Raw genomic sequence first — 16,153 nt, 5'->3', positions numbered from 1 at the left:
GGTGATGAGACTGCCCGATGCGATCGTCACCAGTCAAGCCGGTGACGCAGCGATGGCAGAGTTCTGCCCTATGGATTTGGTGGGGAGTTCTCGCCTGCGAGTCACCGGATTGACAGGTGATGCTCGCGGCTGCAAGCTGATGGCGGCCCGGCCGCGATGTGCGGGCCGACCGGGGCCGACCAGGGCGGACCAGAGCTGACCGGCGCTGCCCGGTGCTGAGCAGGGCCGCCCGGCGCCGCCCGGCGGGTGTCGGAGAACAGGTGGACGGCGCTGTCCGACCTGTGTCCGAACCTCCGGCGGATCCCCCGGCTCCCGCGGGGGAGTCAGACGACGGGCCGCCCCTGGGGCGGAGTGAGCATCACGATGCGCAGGTCGGGGTTCCCGATCGGGGTGAGCAGGTGGGAGACCACCTGCACCGGTGCCGGCGTGATCTGCGGGACGCTGACGGTGTACTGGTGGTTCTCCCGGGTCTCGACCTCGATGGCGTCCCGCATCAGGGTGGAGGCGCGCTCGCCCCGGGCCTTGAAGGCGTTCAGGATGCCGGTCAGGACCGGGTCGCCGGGGTGCTTGGACAGGGCGAGCTTCAGCATGCCGAGGTAGACCAGGACGTGGCTGTCCCAGTCGTGCAGGGTGACCCTCGCCATCGGGTCGGCCAGGGCCCAGCGCAGGAGGTTGGCGTCGTCGCCGGCCAGCGAGGGGAACCAGCGCTTCATGGCGTGGTTGCCGTGCAGGATGTTCCAGCGCGAGTCCATCACGTAGCCGGGGTTGGGCTCCTGGCCGCGCAGCAGTTCCTTGATCCAGTCGGGTACCTGCGGGCGGGTCCGGTCGGCCGTGCGCGGCTTGGGCACGGTCGGGGCCGCCGGGGCGGCGGCGAGGCCGTGGGCGCTGGTCCCCAGGCTGCGGTAGAGCGCCTGCAGGTGGGGGGAGGGCAGCACCCCGAGCAGGTTGGAGAGGATCTTGCGCAGGTTGTTGTACTCGTCCAGGGCCTCCAGGACCCGGCCGGACGTGGCGAGGGTGGTCATCAGGAGCTCCCACAGCCGCTCCTGGAGCGGCCGCTGGGTGACCTCGCGGCGCAGCCGGGCGACCACCGCGGGCGCGCCGAGCTGCTTGACGGCCAGTTGGCACCAGGTCTCGAGCACGGCGTTGCGCTCCTCGTGCAGGGAGACCGCCTCGTTGGCGAAGGGGTGGCCCTCCAGGCCGTCCAGGGCTGGCCCGCGCCACAGGTCCAGGGCGTCGGTGAACTGCTCCAGGCCGACCCGCTCCTCGCCGTTCTGCAGCAGGACGCGGGCCCGGCGGACGGCGTCCCGCCACAGGACGACGTCGCTCTGCTGGGCGTTGAGCAGGATCCGGTAGCCGCCGGGCTCGGTGCGGATCAGGTCCTTGCCGTCGGGCAGGCCCTGGCGCAGCTTGGAGATGATCTTGCGGATCTGGTCGATCGCGCTGTCGGGCTCGTTGCCGCCCCAGGTGGACTCGATCAGCCGGTGGTTGGGGATCACGTGCGGGGACGAGAGCACCAGGTGGACCAGGACTCGTCTGGTGGCGTCGCCCCGGATGTTGACGGGCTCGCCGTTGATCCGGATGGCGGGCGCCCCCAGCAGGCTGACGTGGAAGGCCTCCCGCGGGGCGAGCTTGCCGACCCCGTTGGACGGCCCGTGGACGATGGGCAGCCGGAAGCCCGCGGAGGCGAGCGCTGCGGTGGAACTGTTCATGGGTGTCGATCCTTCCGTCAGTGGCGGCGATGGGCAGGGTCAGACGAACAGCTCGGCCAGTGCGGTGCGCTGATCGGCGGTCAGGGGCGGCGCGGCGCCCGCCGCGACGTTGGCCAGCAGGTGGGCGGGGTCGAGGGTGGCGGGCAGGGTGACGTGCACCCGCTCGTCGGACAGCCCCCAGCGGAGCAGGGCCTCGGACGCGTCGGTGCAGTCGGCGGCGGCCGCCAGTCGGCGGGGGTCGGGGGTGCGGTTCAGCAGGCCGCCCTCGGCGAAGGGGCGCATCACCAGCACGCCGATGCCCAGTTCCCGGGCCAGCGGCAGGATGCGTTGCTCGACGGCGCGTTCGCGCGGGTTCAGCGGGATCTGGACGGTGTCGTAGACGCCGGTGCGCATGGCCTGTTCCAGGTCGGCCGCGGTGCCGCCGCCGAAGGCGTGGTCGCGCCAGTAGGTCAGGCCGATCCGGCCGATCCGGCCGCGCTCGCGCTCCTGCTGGAGCCAGTCGGTGTGGTTGCGCCAGCCGATCACGTGGTGCAGCTGGAGCAGGTCGACCCGGCCGTCGAACAGGCGCAGTTGGTTCTCGAACTGGCGCCTCCCCCGGGCGGGGCCGTCGGCCCAGATCTTGGTCGCGACGAAGGCCTCCTGCCGGGCGGTGCCCAGGGCGCGGGCCAGCACCTCCTCGGAGCGTCCGTAGACGGGCGCGGTGTCGAAGACCCGCACCCCGTGGGCGAGGGCGAGGGCGACGATCTCGCGGGCCAGGTGCTCGCGCCCGGCGGGGAGGTCGAAGCGGCGCCAGGTGCCGAGTCCTACGCAGGGCAGGTGGGGGCCGGTTCGGCCGAGCCGGCGTGCGGCCGGGGTCTGTGAAGCTTTGGCGGGGATCTCGGGGACTAGCATGACGTAAGGGTGACTCAATCAGTCCTTTTCATGCAACTGGTTGGTTTAAATAACAGAGCGTCACGAGGTCTGCGACCAGCGGAAATCCGCGCCATGGCCGCCCCGGGCCGGTGAAACGTGACCTACATGACAGCGGGGGCGGGCGGGAATCGCTCCCGTCCGCCCCCTGCAAGGATTCTGACGTTCAGTCAGACTGTCGAATCGTCAGATTCGGTGAAGATTCAGCCCGCGATCCCCAGCAGCTCCGCGAGGTTCTCACCCATCACCCGGGCCCGGGCGCCGGCGTCCGGGATCACCCGCTCCACCAGGATCCGGTTGGTGTACATGTCGGCGAACGGGGTGTTGGAGCCGAACAGGCAGCGCTCCGGCACCTCCGCGGCGGCCAGCCGCGGTGCCAGCGAGACGAAGGAGGAGCCCAGGTCCAGGTAGAGGTTGGGGATCTCCTTCACCAGCTCGATGGTCTCCAGCCAGTTCAGGCCGCCCAGCACGCCGATGACCACGGGTACGGACGGGAAGCGGCGGGCCAGCTCGGCCGTGGTGCGGATGTCCCCGGCGGTCTGCGGGGCGAACCCGTGCACCAGCAGCGGCAGCGCCCGACCGCCGACCGCGGCCTCCTGCACGGCCCGGAACACCGGCTCCAGCTTGGCCGCCTCGTCGGACCCGAAGGTCAGCTCGCCGACGCCGGCGTAGTCGGGCTCGAGGACCTCCTGCTGGAGCGCCTTGACGGTGTCCTCGTACGACAGGCCCACGGGCACCTTGCCGAAGGCCACGAACCGGTCGCCGCCCTCGGCCAGCGCCTCCCGCAGCTCCCGGCTGGGCCGCTCGCGGCCGTCCGCCTCGCCCTGCAGGACCCGGTGCAGCACGGACATCTCGCTCTTGAACGAGGCGATGTCGGTGGAGTGCTCGATGTGCGGCAGGGTCGACAGCAGCACCGCGCGGTCGATGCCCGCCTCGTCCATCGCGGCGATCTGGGCGGAGGTCGGCAGGACGACGTGCTGGTGGCAGTCAAAGATCATCGGAAGGTGTCCTTCGGTCGTGGTGAACGGCGTGCGGCGTGCGGCGAGCGGCCTGCGGCCCGTGGGGAACGGCGCATGGCGGGTGGTGGACCGCGCGGGGCGTGCGGAGCCCCGCGCGGTCGCCCGGGGTGACCCGGGATCAGGTCATGATGACGGCCCAGTACGGGTTCAGCTTGCCCTCCAGCATGTGCAGCGCCTGGATCGCGATGAAGCCCTCGTCGGTGGTCTCCGAGGCGCCGCCGGGCACCCGGCCGAAGCCGCCGTCCGAGCTCTGCCGCGCGGCGATCCAGGCCCGGCAGGCGGCCGGGTCGGCGGGCTCCGAGCCCAGCACGTACAGCGAGGCGATCGCGTGGTAGGAGCCGACGAAGCTCTCCGGGCCCGACGGGCGGTAGCGGAAGCCGCCGGCCTCGGTCTGCAGGCCGCGCAGCCAGGCGATGGTCTCCTCGTGGCGCGGCGGCTCCAGGCCGAGCGCGATCAGGGTGTCGACCACCCGGAAGGTCGCGAAGGTGTCCGAGGGGTGGCCGGGCTGGTTGCCGTAGCCGCCGTCCTGGTTGCGGCAGGCGGCGAAGTAGGCGACCAGGTCGGCCTCCCGCTCCGGGCGCCGGCCCAGGGCCAGCAGCGCCAGGACGGCCAGGTTGCAGTGCCAGGCGTCGCCCGGGTAGCCGGGGGCGTTGCCGAAGGCGCCCTCGGCGTGCTGGCAGGCCTGCAGGAACGCGGCGCACTGGTCGGTGTCGTAGTCCGTGCCGCCGAGCACGGTCGCCGTCAGCACCGCGCAGTAGGTGGTGAACGCCTCCGAGAGCAGGCTGGGCTGCTCGCCGAAGCCGCCGTCCGGGTTCTGGGTCGCGTAGATGCCGGCCAGCAGCTGGTCGCGGTTGGCGATCGGCTCGTTCAGCGCCATCAGGTCGGACACCACGTGCAGCACCGAGAAGGTCTGTGCGGTGCGGTCCGAGCGCAGGCCCAGCGGTGCCCGGTACGGGGTCAGGCCGTAGCCCAGGCCCGAGGCGGTCGAGCGCAGCCAGGCCAGGTAGGCCGGCAGGTCGATCAGCCCCTCGGACAGCGGCTCGCGGGAGACGTAGGAGAGGTCGCGCTCCAGCGGCCAGGGCTTCAGCTCGGGGGCCGGGCCGGGCACGGTCGGCGCGGGCTGCTCGCGGTCGCCGAGGGCGGCCAGCGCCAGCAGCTGGGTGGTGGCGTGCTTCTCGTGGAACGGCACGTACGCGGTGTTGCCGACGGAGAAGGCTCCCGCGGAGCGCGGCGGCACCATGACGTGCCGGGCGAGCGGGACGGTGGCGTCCACCGGGGTGGAGAACCAGCTGCCCTGGCCCTGGAAGATCCCGCCGACCGCGGTGTCGGTGTAGCGCCAGAGCTCGGCGGCGGCCAGCGCGGACAGCTCCTTGGCCCACACGTCGTCGGACAGCTCGGCGACCCGGTCGGCGGCCAGCACGGCCAGCGCGTGGTCGGGCATCAGCTTCGCGGGGAACGGCGAGTCGGGGCGGCCGTACTGCGCCAGCAGCGGGTCGACCCGGGTCTGCGAGTCGGCGGACACCCGGTCCCACAGGCCGCGGCCGCGGGTGTGCTCGTGGGTGTCCAGGTGGCGCAGCACCTTGCGGGCGTGCTCCAGGGCGCCGAGGTCCGGCGATCCGGCGGCGGTGGCGCGCTCGTGCAGGGCGGACCAGGCCAGCACCGCCAGGGCGCTGGAGCGCAGCCGGTAGCCGTGGAAGGCGTCCGGCTCGCCGCGCGCGGTCAGTGCCGCCCAGGCGCCGTCCGCGGAGTCGAACGCGGCCAGCTGCTCGGCGGCGGCGGTCAGGAACGAGGCCCAGAACGCGTCGCCGTCGTCCACCGCGTGCGCGGCCAGCACCAGCACCGCGACCTGCTCCAGCAGGCTCGCGCCGTCCAGCACGGTCGCCCCGTCGCGGTGCAGGCGGGCCGGCCAGCCGCCGGCGAGCACGGACTCGGCCAGCGGGCGCAGCCCCGCCCGGGCCTCGGCGGCCGTCGCCGGGTCGTCCAGGGCGGTGCCCGCGTGGTGCAGCGCCCACCAGGCGAGCGCCTGGGTGGCGGGGGTGCGCACGTCGCCGACGGGGTGCACGGTGCCGGTGACGTCCAGCAGCTCGTGGAAGCCGGCCGCCTGTGCGTCGTCGAACTCGCGCAGGGCCGTCAGCAGGGTGCGGGTGAGCTCGGGCTCCTCGGCCTTCGCGAGCACCAGCACGGCCAGGGCCGCGTCCCGCAGGGTGCGGTCCGGGGTGACCGGGTCGGCGGCGTCCCGGCCGAGGACGGCCGGGACGCGGCCCCGGGCGTCCACGAAGTTCTCGGTGAAGAAGTCGTGCAGGGAGGGCGGTCGGGACATCGGGACTCCTCGGTCGGTCTCAGACGGTTTCGGGAAGCGGGACGAAGCGCGGGTCGAAGCGCTCGTGGACGTACAGGCGGGCGCCGTCGTCGCAGCTGATCAGGTACTCCTTGTAGGCGCACGGCTCGTCGTCCGGGCTCCAGCGGTCGGTGCCGCTCCCGAGCAGCCGGCGGTGCTGCAGGGTCAGGGTGTCGCGCAGCCGGTGGCCGAGCGGGACGGCGTCGTTGGCGGCGCCGGACCAGCCGCGCGGGGGTGCGGTGAAGACCACCAGGTTGCGGCTGACGACCTCGTCGTCGTCGGTGACCAGCACCGAGTGGCGCTCGACCACGGTGTGCTCGGGGCCGAGCCCGAGCGAGGCGAGGGCCTGCGGCGGTGCCTGGCCGGCGCCGACCCGGTGCTGGAGCGAGACCCGCACCGACAGCCGGCGGCCCAGCAGCGACTCCAGCAGCACCGTGGTGGAGCCGTCGCTGGCCAGCAGCATCCGGGTCGCGACGGGCAGTGCGAGGGTGGCGGGTGCCGCCATCAGCGGGCGCGGCCGGCGGCCGCCAGCAGGTGCCGGGCGGCGAGCGCGGTGCCCGGGCCCTCGGGGGCGACGGCGAGCTGGCCCGGAGTCGGGGCGTCGTGGTCGGGCCGGACGGCCAGCAGCGGGGCGACCGTCGCGGCGAGCTGCTCCGCGGTGGGGTCGATGCAGGTCGGGAAGCCGAGCAGGTCGAGCCTGCGGGCCGCCTCGACCTCGTGGTACTCGCCGAGGCTGCCGAGCACGAAGACGGTCGGGATGCGCATCGCCGCCACCTCCGTGACGGTGATCCAGCCGGGCGCGGAGAGCAGCACGTTGGCCTCCCGCAGCAGCGGCATCCACTCCGGCAGGTAGGGCAGCTGGATCACCGACTCGGGCGCCGGGACGGGCTCCCGGCCCAGCAGCACGAACTGCAGGTCGGGGTGCTGCCCGCGGAGCAGCTCGTAGGCCTCCAGGTAGCGGTCGACGACCTTCTGCTTGTTCTCCAGGAACATCGTGGTGCCGCCCACCGAGCCGACCATCAGCGGCCCCTCGGGGATGCCGAGCTCGGCGCGGGCCTTGCCCTCGGCGTCGGACGGCGGGATCCGGCGCACCATCGGGCCGGTGAACACCGCGTTGCCGCCCGGGCGCAGGGCCCGGGCCACCGCGGTGCCCTCGTCGAGCTCGGGGACCAGCGGCTTGTCGGTCAGCACCAGTTCGGCGCCGGAGACGATCCACTCGAAGCAGGCGTGCAGGGCCTGGCGGCCGCGCCGCAGGTCCTCCGGCTCGATGTCGAAGCCGCCGTCGACCAGGGTCTGGTCGTCGAGCTGGTACAGGGTGAAGTCGTACCGCTCGGTGACCAGGGCGTGCCGGGTGCCGAGGATGGCGGCGGCCATGCTGGCGGACATGTTGTAGTCGCTGACCAGCAGGTCGGGCCGGTGCTCCTGGATCAGGGCCAGGTACTGCAGGATCCGCTCGCCGTTGACGAACGCCGGGGCGAGGTAGCCGCCGATGTAGCCGTCCCAGTCCATCCGGCGGCCCAGGTTGCTCTTGGTGGCGTAGTCCACCGGCCGGCCGGCCGCGAGGTCCACCACCGTCACGCCGGCCTCGGTGAACAGCGGCGTGAAGGTGGACTGCAACGAGCCGAGCAGCACGGTCAGTTCGGCGTCGGGCTGCTGGGCCAGGATCTCCCGGGCCAGCGACAGGACGCGCATGTTGTGTCCCGAGCCGGTGGCGGCGGGTGCGAACAGGATCTTCATCGCGGGCTCCTGGTGTCGGAAGGGGTGAGTACTCCGTGGGTGGTGCGGCCTTCCGGCACGTCGCCCACCACGATCGCGCCGTCGGCCACCCGGGCCCGGTCGCCGATCGTGCAGGGCCCGATGACGGTGACGCCCGAGCCGATCAGCACGTCCGCGCCGATCGAGACCGGGCCGGCCCGCCAGGGCAGTGAACGCCGGCCCAGGTCGTGGCCGCTGGAGAGGACCTGGACGTCGGGGCCCAGGACGGTGCGGTCGCCGACCGACAGTCCGCCGCCGGCCTCCAGGACGGCGCGGGCGCCGATCCGCACGCCGGTGCCGAGCCGGATGCCGCCCAGGGGCGACGGCCCGTCGGGGCGTCCGAGCGCGATCGGCCCGGGGCCGATCCGGACGTCCACGCCGCCGCCGAACTCGGCGTCCAGCAGCCCGCCGGTGCCCACCCGCCAGCTCGGCGGCAGGGTGACCGCGCGGGGTGCGCGGCGGCGGACCAGGGCGACGATCGCCGACGGGTCCGGCAGGCCGTCCTCGACCGGTGTCCGGTGGCGCAGGATCCGCGCCGGCCGGCCCACCACGATGGTGTCGTCGGGGACGTCGCGGGTGACGTGGGCGCCGGCCGCCACCACCGCGCCCCGGCCGAGCCGGACGCCGGGGGCGACCACGGCCCGGGCGGCGATCCAGGCGCCGGCCCCGACGGTGACTCGGGCGCCGCCCGGCTCCCCGACCCGGGCCAGGGAGGCGACCATCGCGCCCGGCCCGAAGTCGGCGGCCGCGATCGCGCTGCGGAAGCCGATGAAGACGCCGGCGGCCAGCGTGCTGTCCTCCAGGGACACGCCGTGGCGGACCCAGCAGCCCGGGCCCACGGTCGAACCGTGGGTACGGGTGCGGGGCTCCACCAGCGCGTCGTCGTGCGGTGCGGTGTCGGTCGGCGGGGTCATGCGCCGGCCAGCTCCAGGACGTACTGGCCGTAGCTGGAGGAGGACGAGAGCCGCTTGCCGATCAGGGTCAGCTGCTCCCGGTCGATGAAGCCCATCCGGTAGGCCACCTCCTCCACGCAGGAGATCCGGATGCCCTGGCGCTTCTCCAGGATCTGCACGAAGGTCGAGGCCTCCAGCAGGCTGTCGTGGGTGCCGGTGTCGAACCACGCCGAGCCGCGCCCGAGGTTGACCAGCCGGGCCCGGTTCTCCCGCACGTAGGTCAGGTTGAGGTCGGTGATCTCCAGCTCGCCGCGGGCCGACGGGGTGAGCCGGGCGGCCCGGTCCAGGGCCTCGTTGTGGTACATGTACAGACCGGTGACGGCCAGGTTGGACTTCGGCCGGTCCGGCTTCTCCTCCAGGCTGACGATCGCGCCGTTCTCGTCGATCTCGGCCACGCCGTACCGCTCCGGGTCGCTGACCGGGTAGCCGAACAGGGTGCAGCCGTCCAGCCGTTCGACCTCGCGGCGGAGCATGGTCGGCAGCTCGTGGGCGTAGAAGATGTTGTCGCCGAGCACCAGGCAGAGGTCCTCGTCGCCGACGAACTCCCGGCCGATCAGCAGGGCCTGGGCCAGGCCGCCGGGGTTCTCCTGGACGGCGTAGCTGAGCTCGATGCCCAGGTCCCCGCCGTCGCCCAGCAGTTCGCGGTAGACGTCGAGGTGGTGCGGGGTGGAGATGATCAGGACCTCGCGGATCCCGGCGTGCATCAGCACCGAGAGCGGGTAGTAGATCATCGGCTTGTCGTAGACCGGCAGAAGTTGCTTGGAGTGCACGCTGGTCAGCGGGCGCAGTCTGGTGCCGGACCCGCCGGCGAGGATGATGCCGCGCATGAGCTGTTCCTTCCTGGTGCGGAGGTGTGCGTCTTCCGGAACTGAGTCGGATCAGGCGGCGTTCGCCAGCAGCGGCTGCCACCAGGCGGAGTTCTCCCGGTACCAGGCCACGGTCTGCGCGATGCCGTCCTCGAAGCTGACCTGCGGGCGGTAGCCGAGCCGGCGCAGCTTGCTGTCGTCGATGGAGTAGCGGCGGTCGTGCCCCTTGCGGTCGGCGACCGCGCGCACCGAGCTCCAGTCCCTGCCGAGGGCGTGGAGCAGTACCCCGGTGAGCTCCTTGTTGGTCAACTCCCGCCCGCCGCCGATGTTGTAGACCTCGCCGGGGGCGCCCTCGCGCAGCACCAGGTCGATGCCGCGGCAGTGGTCGTCCACGTGCAGCCAGTCGCGCACGTTCAGCCCGTCGCCGTAGAGCGGGACGGTGCCGCCGCGCATCAGCGTCGTGGCGAACAGCGGGATGACCTTCTCGGGGAACTGGTACGGGCCGTAGTTGTTGCTGCAGCGGGTGATGCTGACGTTCAGGCCGTGGGTGCGGGCGAACGCGCGCACCAGCAGGTCGGCGCTCGCCTTGGCGGCGGCGTACGGGGAGTTGGGCTCCAGCGGCCACTCCTCCGTCCAGGAGCCCTCGTCGATCGAGCCGTACACCTCGTCGGTGGACACGTGGACGAAGCGCGCCAGGCCCTCCTGGAGGGCGGCCCGCAGCAGGTTGTGCGTGCCGACGATGTTGGTGCGCACGAATTCGCCGGAGTTGCCGATCGAGCGGTCCACGTGGGACTCGGCGGCGAAATTCACCACCGCGTCCACTTCGGAGAGCAGTTTGGGGACCAGCTCCTCGTCGGCGATGTCGCCGTGGACGAACCGCAGTCGGCCGTCGCCGGAGACGGGGGCGAGATTCTCCAGATTCCCGGCGTAGGTGAGCTTGTCGAGAACGGTGACGCCGGTCACATCGGTGCCCAGTCCGCCGGTCAGCAGACGGCGGACGTAGTTGCTACCGATGAATCCGGCGCCGCCGGTCACCAGAATGTGCATGGGAAAGCTCCTCTGGTAGCTGTCGAGAAGGCGACGGACTTGGCGCCGTCCGGTCCTGAGGTGCGGTGATGACCCACCGTCGGAGACCCGCACGGGCCCCTCGAGGACAGTTCCCATCGAAACAGTCGAACGTTCTTTCGCCCTACCGGCGACCTACCTTCCGGGTACCGGAATGGCGGCCCGAAACACGGCGGAAGCAAAAGAGCTCCCGCGGACCGCGGTGCCGGCCCGGGCGGGGCGGCGTGCGGTCCGCGGGAGCTCCGTCGCGGATCCGGTGGTGGATTTGTCGAAGGTGGTTGTCTATTTCGGGTCGAGCTGGGCCTGGAAGACGGCGTACTCGAAGTAGGCCCTGCACTCCTTGATCAGACCGGCGGAATCCAGCTGGAAGACGTTGATCCCGGACCAGTTGACGGGCCGGTTGGACAGCGTGACCGCCGCACCCCGCCAGGTGACGGCGACGAAGTCGGCGGTGGCGTGCGCCTCCAGCGGGGTGATGCCCAGGAAGGGGCGGAAGTTCGGCAGGACCGAGGCGATCCGGGCCCGGATGGCCGCGCGGCCGGTGATCGGGGGCCGGCCGACCGGGTCGTGGAAGACCGCGCCCTCGGCGAAGGCGTCCGCCCAGGCGCGGGCGTCGGCGCGCTGCGAGGCGGCGAAGAACTGCAGCACCGAGGCCGGCATCGCGGGGAACCCGGCGTAGCCGTGCGGCGGTTGGTAGTGCTTCGCGTCGGGGGCCGCCTCGTCGCGGGCGGGCGCCGCGGAGGCCGGGGCGGCCAGGCCGCCCGTCAGCGCGCCGGCGCCCAGCAGCGCGCCGAAGCCGAGGGCCGTGCGACGGCCGACCAGGGCCTGCTCTGCCGTACTCATGGGGTACTCACCTGTCTCTCGGTCGGTGGGCCCGCGGCCGCCTCTCGGTCGGTGGGCCCCGAACCACGGGGACGCCGCTCCCCGGCCGGGTCGGTCGCGCGCCGCCGGGATCGAGGCCGGGGCACCTCGCAGGGGTATCCGGGCGGGCGGGGGCTCGACCCGCGGACTGCCGGGGAGCGGCTCGGGGGCCTCCGGCCCGCGGGGAACGCGTGAGCCGTGGCTGAGCCCCCAACCTAGGGCGGGCCCCGCGCCCGGACAAGCTTTTCGATGAAGGTGGAAGTACCGGCGCCGGCCGGGTGCGGAGCGGGCCGGGAGGGCGTCCGGTGCCGGTCCGCCGGCCGGGTGCGGAGCCGGTCGGGCCGCCCGGTCAGGCCGCCCGGGGGTGCGTGCGGCACCCCCGGGCGGGCCGGGTCACTTCTGGCCGGCGATGGCCACGGCCGCGGCGATGACGGAGGCCTTCACCCGCTCCAGGGCGCCCTCGTCGTCGCCGACGATCATGCGCCTGACCTGCGGGACGGCCATCGGCCAGCCCACCAGCCCGGTGAAGATCAGCAGGAGCGCCGGCGCGTCGATCGCGCTGATCTGCTCGGACTCGGCGGACCGCACGCTGTTCAGGTCGGCGGCCTTCTGCTGGTAGTGCGCCCGGCGGGACTCCTCGTCCGGGACGGTCTGGTCGGTGAACTCCAGCGCCTCCCAGAGCAGCAGGCGGGTCACCTCGGGGTGGTTCTGGTGGTACGTGAAGAGGCGGTCGAGGTAGTCGGTGACGTCCACCTCGCCGTCGGCGGTGGGCGGCGGCACGGCGGCCGCCAGCTCGCCCAGCGACCGCTTGAGCACGGTGGCGAAGAGCGTCTCCTTGTCGCCGAAGTAGAGGTAGATCGCCTGCTTGTTGGCCTGGGCCTCCCGAGCGATCCGGTCCACGCGCGCGCCGGCGACGCCGTAGCGCGCGAACTCGTCGAGCGCGGCTTGGTAGATCCGGTTCCGGGTTTGCTCGGAGCGTGAGGTCATCGGCCAGGCATCCTCGGGTCTCGCGGACGGGGGGAGGGGTAAACAAGTGACTGGTTAGTTTAGTCGGCCGGGTCAAGCCCGACCAACCGATTGAATAAACCATCTGGTTGGTGTAGAACTCGTCGTGACGCCGCCGACCGACCGGCTGCCTCCTCCGCCGGTGCCACACGGCCGGTTCAACACCCTCGCCGTGCCCGGGGATCCGTCCTTCCCCGGCGCGATCAGCGCACCAGCCCGCTCACCCCATCCGCGTGACCAAGGATCTGTCATGACAGACACTCCGGTTCTCCCCCGTGCCGTGGCCGACCCTCCCGGCCCCACCACCGTCCGCCCCATGCTGTTCCTGGTGATGGCGGTGTGCAGCGGAGCCACCGTCGCCAACGTCTACCTGGCCCAGCCGCTGCTGAAACTGTTCAGCGACAGCCTGGGGATCTCCCACTCCTCCGCCGGCATCGTGGTCACCTGCGCCCAGTTCGGCTACGCGGCAGGCATCCTCTTCCTGGTCCCGATGGGCGACGTCCGGCGGCGCAGGCCGCTGCTCGCCACCATGCTGGGCGTCACCACCGCCGTGCTGCTGGTGGCCGCGGCCGCCCCCGGCCTCGGGGTGCTGGCCGCCGCCACCGCGGCGATCGGCGCCGCCACCGTGATCCCGCAGGTCCTGGTGCCGCTCGCCTCCGAACTCGCACCGCCGGAGAAGCGCGCCGCCGTGGTGGCCAACGTCCAGATCGGCCTGATGACCGGCATCGTGGGCTCCCGGGTGATCGGTGGCGCGGTCGGGCAACTGGCCGGCTGGCGGGCCGTCTACCTGCTGGCCGCCGTCCTGACCGCGGCCACCGGTGCCCTCACCGTCTCGCTGCTGCCCAAGGAGGGCGCCCGCCCGGCCATGAGCTACGGCAGCCTGCTCGCCTCGCTGCCCCGGCTGGTGCGCGACGAGCCAGCCGTACGGCACGCCTGCGTGCTGCACGGCGCGCTGTTCGGCGCCTACAGCGCCACCTGGACCACCCTCGTGCTCGTCCTGACGAACAGTCACTACGGTTACAGCAGTGCGGTGGCGGGCCTGTTCGGCGTGCTGGGCCTGGCCGGTGCGGTGTCCGCCCCGTGGGCCGGGCGCTACATCGACCGCAAGGGCGCGCAGCCGATCATCATCGCCTCGCTGGTGCTCACCCTGGTCTCGGCCGGCGCCTACGCCCTCGGCGGCTCGCTGCTCGTCGCCCTCGTGGTGGCCATCGTCCTGGCCAACGTCGGGGTGCAGTGGAGCCAGATCGCCAACCAGGCCCGGATCTTCGCCTACGTCCCCAACGCCCGCAGCCGGGCCAACACCGTCTACATGGTCGCGGTCTTCCTCAGCGGGGCGGTCTCCGCGGCGGTCGCCAGCGCCTGCTTCGGCTCCTACGGGTGGGGCGGGGTCTGCGCGGTCCAGGCCGTGCTCGCGGCGGTCGGTCTGCTGACCGTCCCGCTGATGCGCCGCCACGACCGCCGCCACCCGGTGGCCGGCTGAGCCGGTTCCCGCCCACTCGCCCGTGAGGAGAGCAATGATTCCCCACTCTGTCCGTCCCCTCCCGAGCGCCACGAGCGCCGCCGCCGGCACCGCCGCCGGCACCCGGGCGGCAGCCGCGACCGAGACGCTCCCGCACGACGAACTGGCCGGTCTGTTCAAGGCGCTCGGCGACCCGATCCGGCTGCGCATCGTCTCCATCCTGCTCGGCCGGGAGGCCAACGAGGCCTTCGTCGGCGAACTCCTGGACTCCTTCGAGCAGTCCGGACCGACGATCAGCCACCACCTGAAGATGCTCCTCTACGCGGGCCTGCTGACCCGGCGGCGCGAGGGCACCCGGCTCTACTACCGCCTCCAGGCCGACGAGTTGTGCCGGGTCGACCTGCTGCGGCAGCGCCGCACCGTGGACGCCGGCCCGGCCTGACCGGGCAGCCCGCCCCCCTGAGCCGGCCGCCGGACCGCGGCGGCCGCCCTCACCCCCCAGACCTGCCCGACGGGCCCGGAGCCCGTTCGGCAGCCATCACGAGATATCCCGAACACCCCGACAGAAAGGCGAGTCGATGACTCTCCCCGCCATGCCCAAGGCCGTCCTGCAGTTCTTCGAGGCCTCCCAGTCGGCCGACGCCGACCGCTGGGCCGACGCCTTCGCCGAGGACGCGCTCTTCCACGACCCGGTGGGCACCGAGCCGATCAAGGGTCGCGAGGCGATCCGGACCTTCATCAAGTCCGTCATCCCCAACTTCGACCCCTTCCTCGGCCTGACCCCGCTGGAGGCCCACAACGTCGGCGAGTTCACCGCCGTCTCCTGGCACGGCGCGGCCGTCGCGAAGGACGGCAAGCCGGTCAACTGGTCGGGCATCAACGTCTACCAGCTGAACGGCGAGGGCCTGATCCAGGAGGCCAAGGCCTACTTCAACCACGCGATCTTCGCGGCCCAGCTCGCCGCCAACTGAGAACCCGCGGGTTCTCCCGGCCGAGCCCCCCGGAACCGGGCCCGTACGGTACGACCGGTCGTACCGTACGGGCCCTGCCGCGTACCCGGGCCGGGACTCCGGCTGCCGGCCCGCGGTGACCTGTTCGCAGCAGGCCCGGTGGCGGGAACGGCGGGGAGCGGCGGAGGCTGGTGCCGAGCAGGATCGGGCCGCTGAGGGTTCGGCCGTGAGGCAGGGACAGGGGCATGCCGCGTTTCAACGACAGGCCGGCACGGGCGTCGGGTCGGACGGGCCGCAGGGCCGGACTCGCCGCGGTGGCGCTGGGCTGCACGGTGCTGGTCGCCGCCGGCTGCGGCTCCTCGGGCTCCTCCTCGCCCACACCGTCGCGCTCCTTCTCCCCGGACGTGAACTCCTTCTCCGGCCAGCTGCCCTCCTCCGTGGCCTCGGCCAAGTCCTCGTTGCTGGAGTCGGCCTCGGCGGCCGCGTCCGCGGCCTCGGCGGCCGCGTCCGCGGCCTCGGCGGCCGCGTCCGCGGCCTCGGCCGCCGCCTCCAAGGCGATGGAGTCGCTGTCGGCGGCGGCGTCCGCGTTCGAGTCGTCCGTCTCGGCCCAGGTGGCCGCGGACCGGGCCAAGGCGCAGGACGTCCTGTCGAAGACCGGGGGTGCGGGCAACGCCGTCTCGGACGTCACGCTCACCGGCCTGCCGAAGGCCCAGGCCGCGGGATTCAACGCCGCCCTGGTGACGGTGGTCAACAGCACCGGCTCGACGACGTCGTACGCGGTCAAGGTCGAGTTCCTCGACGAGACCGGCAAGGTCGTGGACACCTCCTACCTCGGCATCCCGGACGTCGCCGCGGGGGCCAAGGCCACCCGGACGGCCTTCAGCCCGATCGACCGGGACAAGGCACTGGTCGCCAAGGTCACCCAGGCCCAGCGGTACTGACCCGACAGGCTCACCGCAGGACACGAGCGCCGCCCGCTCCGCCGTCACTCCGACGGCGGAGCGGGCGGCGCTCGTCATGGGGCCGGGGGCGGGCCGGGCGGGGCCGCGCGGTGCTCCGGGCGGGGCCGTGAGCAGGGGTTCCGGGAGGGCTGTGAGGCAGCCGTGAAGGTCGTGGGTGGGGCCGGTGATCGGCCGTTGATCGTGCGTAGACGGCAAGCCTGGAGCATCGGGGACCAGAGGGAAACCGGTTCGGAGGCCACAGCCTGACCACCGGTGCCCGTGCGGCCGGACCACGGGCCGCGCGGGTACCCGGGGCTGATGCCGTCACCGGACCCGACCCCAGTAGGAGTCCGGACCACGAAGGGCAGACGAGGCATGGACGG

The 16,153-nt window shown here is 73.0% G+C and carries 15 protein-coding genes; 4 read left to right on the top strand and 11 right to left on the bottom strand.

What is annotated here, in order from left to right; all coding sequences use genetic code 11:
* Window positions 1–323 precede the first annotated feature (323 nt).
* The 11 genes from ACFYUY_RS09565 to ACFYUY_RS09515 form a co-directional block, all read right to left on the bottom strand.
* Window positions 324–1,709 (bottom strand): BTAD domain-containing putative transcriptional regulator, encoded by a 1,386-nt coding sequence (locus ACFYUY_RS09565; protein ID WP_360211081.1) that lies wholly within the window; start codon window positions 1,707–1,709, stop codon window positions 324–326.
* Window positions 1,710–1,748: 39 nt separating this feature from the next.
* Window positions 1,749–2,600, bottom strand: coding sequence for an aldo/keto reductase (locus ACFYUY_RS09560; protein WP_360211079.1), 852 nt, complete (start codon window positions 2,598–2,600; stop codon window positions 1,749–1,751).
* A 221-nt stretch (window positions 2,601–2,821) separates the two neighbouring features.
* Entirely contained in the window at window positions 2,822–3,616 is a 795-nt protein-coding gene (locus ACFYUY_RS09555) for an amidohydrolase family protein (protein WP_387899676.1), read from the bottom strand.
* A 139-nt stretch (window positions 3,617–3,755) separates the two neighbouring features.
* Window positions 3,756–5,957, bottom strand: coding sequence for a prenyltransferase/squalene oxidase repeat-containing protein (locus tag ACFYUY_RS09550; RefSeq protein ID WP_360211075.1), 2,202 nt, complete (start codon window positions 5,955–5,957; stop codon window positions 3,756–3,758).
* A 19-nt stretch (window positions 5,958–5,976) separates the two neighbouring features.
* Window positions 5,977–6,480 carry a hypothetical protein gene (locus tag ACFYUY_RS09545; RefSeq protein WP_360211073.1) on the bottom strand — a complete coding sequence of 168 codons (504 nt, stop codon included), beginning with the start codon at window positions 6,478–6,480 and terminating at the stop codon, window positions 5,977–5,979.
* Window positions 6,480–7,712 carry a hypothetical protein gene (locus ACFYUY_RS09540; protein ID WP_360211071.1) on the bottom strand — a complete coding sequence of 411 codons (1,233 nt, stop codon included), beginning with the start codon at window positions 7,710–7,712 and terminating at the stop codon, window positions 6,480–6,482. The genes ACFYUY_RS09545 and ACFYUY_RS09540 overlap by 1 nt, the downstream gene beginning before the upstream one ends.
* Window positions 7,709–8,644, bottom strand: coding sequence for an acyltransferase (locus ACFYUY_RS09535; RefSeq protein ID WP_387899672.1), 936 nt, complete (start codon window positions 8,642–8,644; stop codon window positions 7,709–7,711). The genes ACFYUY_RS09540 and ACFYUY_RS09535 overlap by 4 nt, the downstream gene beginning before the upstream one ends.
* Window positions 8,641–9,510: a glucose-1-phosphate thymidylyltransferase RfbA gene (rfbA, locus tag ACFYUY_RS09530; protein WP_360211067.1), complete on the bottom strand. Its 870-nt coding sequence runs from the start codon at window positions 9,508–9,510 to the stop codon at window positions 8,641–8,643. Before rfbA ends, ACFYUY_RS09535 begins: the two co-directional genes overlap by 4 nt.
* Window positions 9,511–9,561: 51 nt before the next feature.
* Window positions 9,562–10,536 carry a dTDP-glucose 4,6-dehydratase gene (gene rfbB / locus ACFYUY_RS09525; protein WP_387899669.1) on the bottom strand — a complete coding sequence of 325 codons (975 nt, stop codon included), beginning with the start codon at window positions 10,534–10,536 and terminating at the stop codon, window positions 9,562–9,564.
* A gap of 300 nt (window positions 10,537–10,836) precedes the next feature.
* Complete coding sequence (locus ACFYUY_RS09520) at window positions 10,837–11,397, bottom strand: nuclear transport factor 2 family protein (protein ID WP_360211063.1); 561 nt, start codon at window positions 11,395–11,397, stop codon at window positions 10,837–10,839.
* A 411-nt stretch (window positions 11,398–11,808) separates the two neighbouring features.
* Entirely contained in the window at window positions 11,809–12,402 is a 594-nt protein-coding gene (locus ACFYUY_RS09515) for a TetR/AcrR family transcriptional regulator (protein ID WP_387899666.1), read from the bottom strand.
* A gap of 268 nt (window positions 12,403–12,670) precedes the next feature.
* On the opposite strand from ACFYUY_RS09515, the gene ACFYUY_RS09510 reads away from it, so the two are divergent.
* From ACFYUY_RS09510 to ACFYUY_RS09495, 4 genes are all read left to right on the top strand, one after another.
* Window positions 12,671–13,900 (top strand): MFS transporter, encoded by a 1,230-nt coding sequence (locus ACFYUY_RS09510; protein WP_360211059.1) that lies wholly within the window; start codon window positions 12,671–12,673, stop codon window positions 13,898–13,900.
* A 34-nt stretch (window positions 13,901–13,934) separates the two neighbouring features.
* Window positions 13,935–14,321, top strand: coding sequence for an ArsR/SmtB family transcription factor (locus ACFYUY_RS09505; protein WP_387899662.1), 387 nt, complete (start codon window positions 13,935–13,937; stop codon window positions 14,319–14,321).
* Window positions 14,322–14,457: 136 nt separating this feature from the next.
* Window positions 14,458–14,850, top strand: a complete 393-nt coding sequence (locus ACFYUY_RS09500; protein WP_360211055.1) for a nuclear transport factor 2 family protein — start codon at window positions 14,458–14,460, stop codon at window positions 14,848–14,850.
* Between the two features lie 224 nt (window positions 14,851–15,074).
* Window positions 15,075–15,770, top strand: a complete 696-nt coding sequence (locus tag ACFYUY_RS09495; protein WP_387899659.1) for a hypothetical protein — start codon at window positions 15,075–15,077, stop codon at window positions 15,768–15,770.
* Window positions 15,771–16,153: the final 383 nt, after the last annotated feature.

The sequence above is a fragment of the Kitasatospora sp. NPDC004745 genome, assembly GCF_042873275.1.
GTDB lineage: Bacteria > Actinomycetota > Actinomycetes > Streptomycetales > Streptomycetaceae > Kitasatospora.
Note: the sequence above shows the minus strand (reverse complement) of the source record. Positions and strands in the feature narration are given on the sequence as shown.

Coding starts and splice junctions, on each gene's coding strand:
- ACFYUY_RS09500 (WP_360211055.1), top strand. CDS start 14,458: ATGACTCTCCCCGCCATGCCCAAGGCCGTCCTGCAGTTCTTCGAGGCC.
- ACFYUY_RS09495 (WP_387899659.1), top strand. CDS start 15,075: ATGCCGCGTTTCAACGACAGGCCGGCACGGGCGTCGGGTCGGACGGGC.
- ACFYUY_RS09545 (WP_360211073.1), bottom strand. CDS start 6,480: ATGGCGGCACCCGCCACCCTCGCACTGCCCGTCGCGACCCGGATGCTG.
- ACFYUY_RS09540 (WP_360211071.1), bottom strand. CDS start 7,712: ATGAAGATCCTGTTCGCACCCGCCGCCACCGGCTCGGGACACAACATG.
- ACFYUY_RS09535 (WP_387899672.1), bottom strand. CDS start 8,644: ATGACCCCGCCGACCGACACCGCACCGCACGACGACGCGCTGGTGGAG.
- ACFYUY_RS09565 (WP_360211081.1), bottom strand. CDS start 1,709: ATGAACAGTTCCACCGCAGCGCTCGCCTCCGCGGGCTTCCGGCTGCCC.
- rfbA (WP_360211067.1), bottom strand. CDS start 9,510: ATGCGCGGCATCATCCTCGCCGGCGGGTCCGGCACCAGACTGCGCCCG.
- ACFYUY_RS09560 (WP_360211079.1), bottom strand. CDS start 2,600: ATGCTAGTCCCCGAGATCCCCGCCAAAGCTTCACAGACCCCGGCCGCA.
- ACFYUY_RS09550 (WP_360211075.1), bottom strand. CDS start 5,957: ATGTCCCGACCGCCCTCCCTGCACGACTTCTTCACCGAGAACTTCGTG.
- ACFYUY_RS09505 (WP_387899662.1), top strand. CDS start 13,935: ATGATTCCCCACTCTGTCCGTCCCCTCCCGAGCGCCACGAGCGCCGCC.
- ACFYUY_RS09520 (WP_360211063.1), bottom strand. CDS start 11,397: ATGAGTACGGCAGAGCAGGCCCTGGTCGGCCGTCGCACGGCCCTCGGC.
- rfbB (WP_387899669.1), bottom strand. CDS start 10,536: ATGCACATTCTGGTGACCGGCGGCGCCGGATTCATCGGTAGCAACTAC.
- ACFYUY_RS09515 (WP_387899666.1), bottom strand. CDS start 12,402: ATGACCTCACGCTCCGAGCAAACCCGGAACCGGATCTACCAAGCCGCG.
- ACFYUY_RS09510 (WP_360211059.1), top strand. CDS start 12,671: ATGACAGACACTCCGGTTCTCCCCCGTGCCGTGGCCGACCCTCCCGGC.
- ACFYUY_RS09555 (WP_387899676.1), bottom strand. CDS start 3,616: ATGATCTTTGACTGCCACCAGCACGTCGTCCTGCCGACCTCCGCCCAG.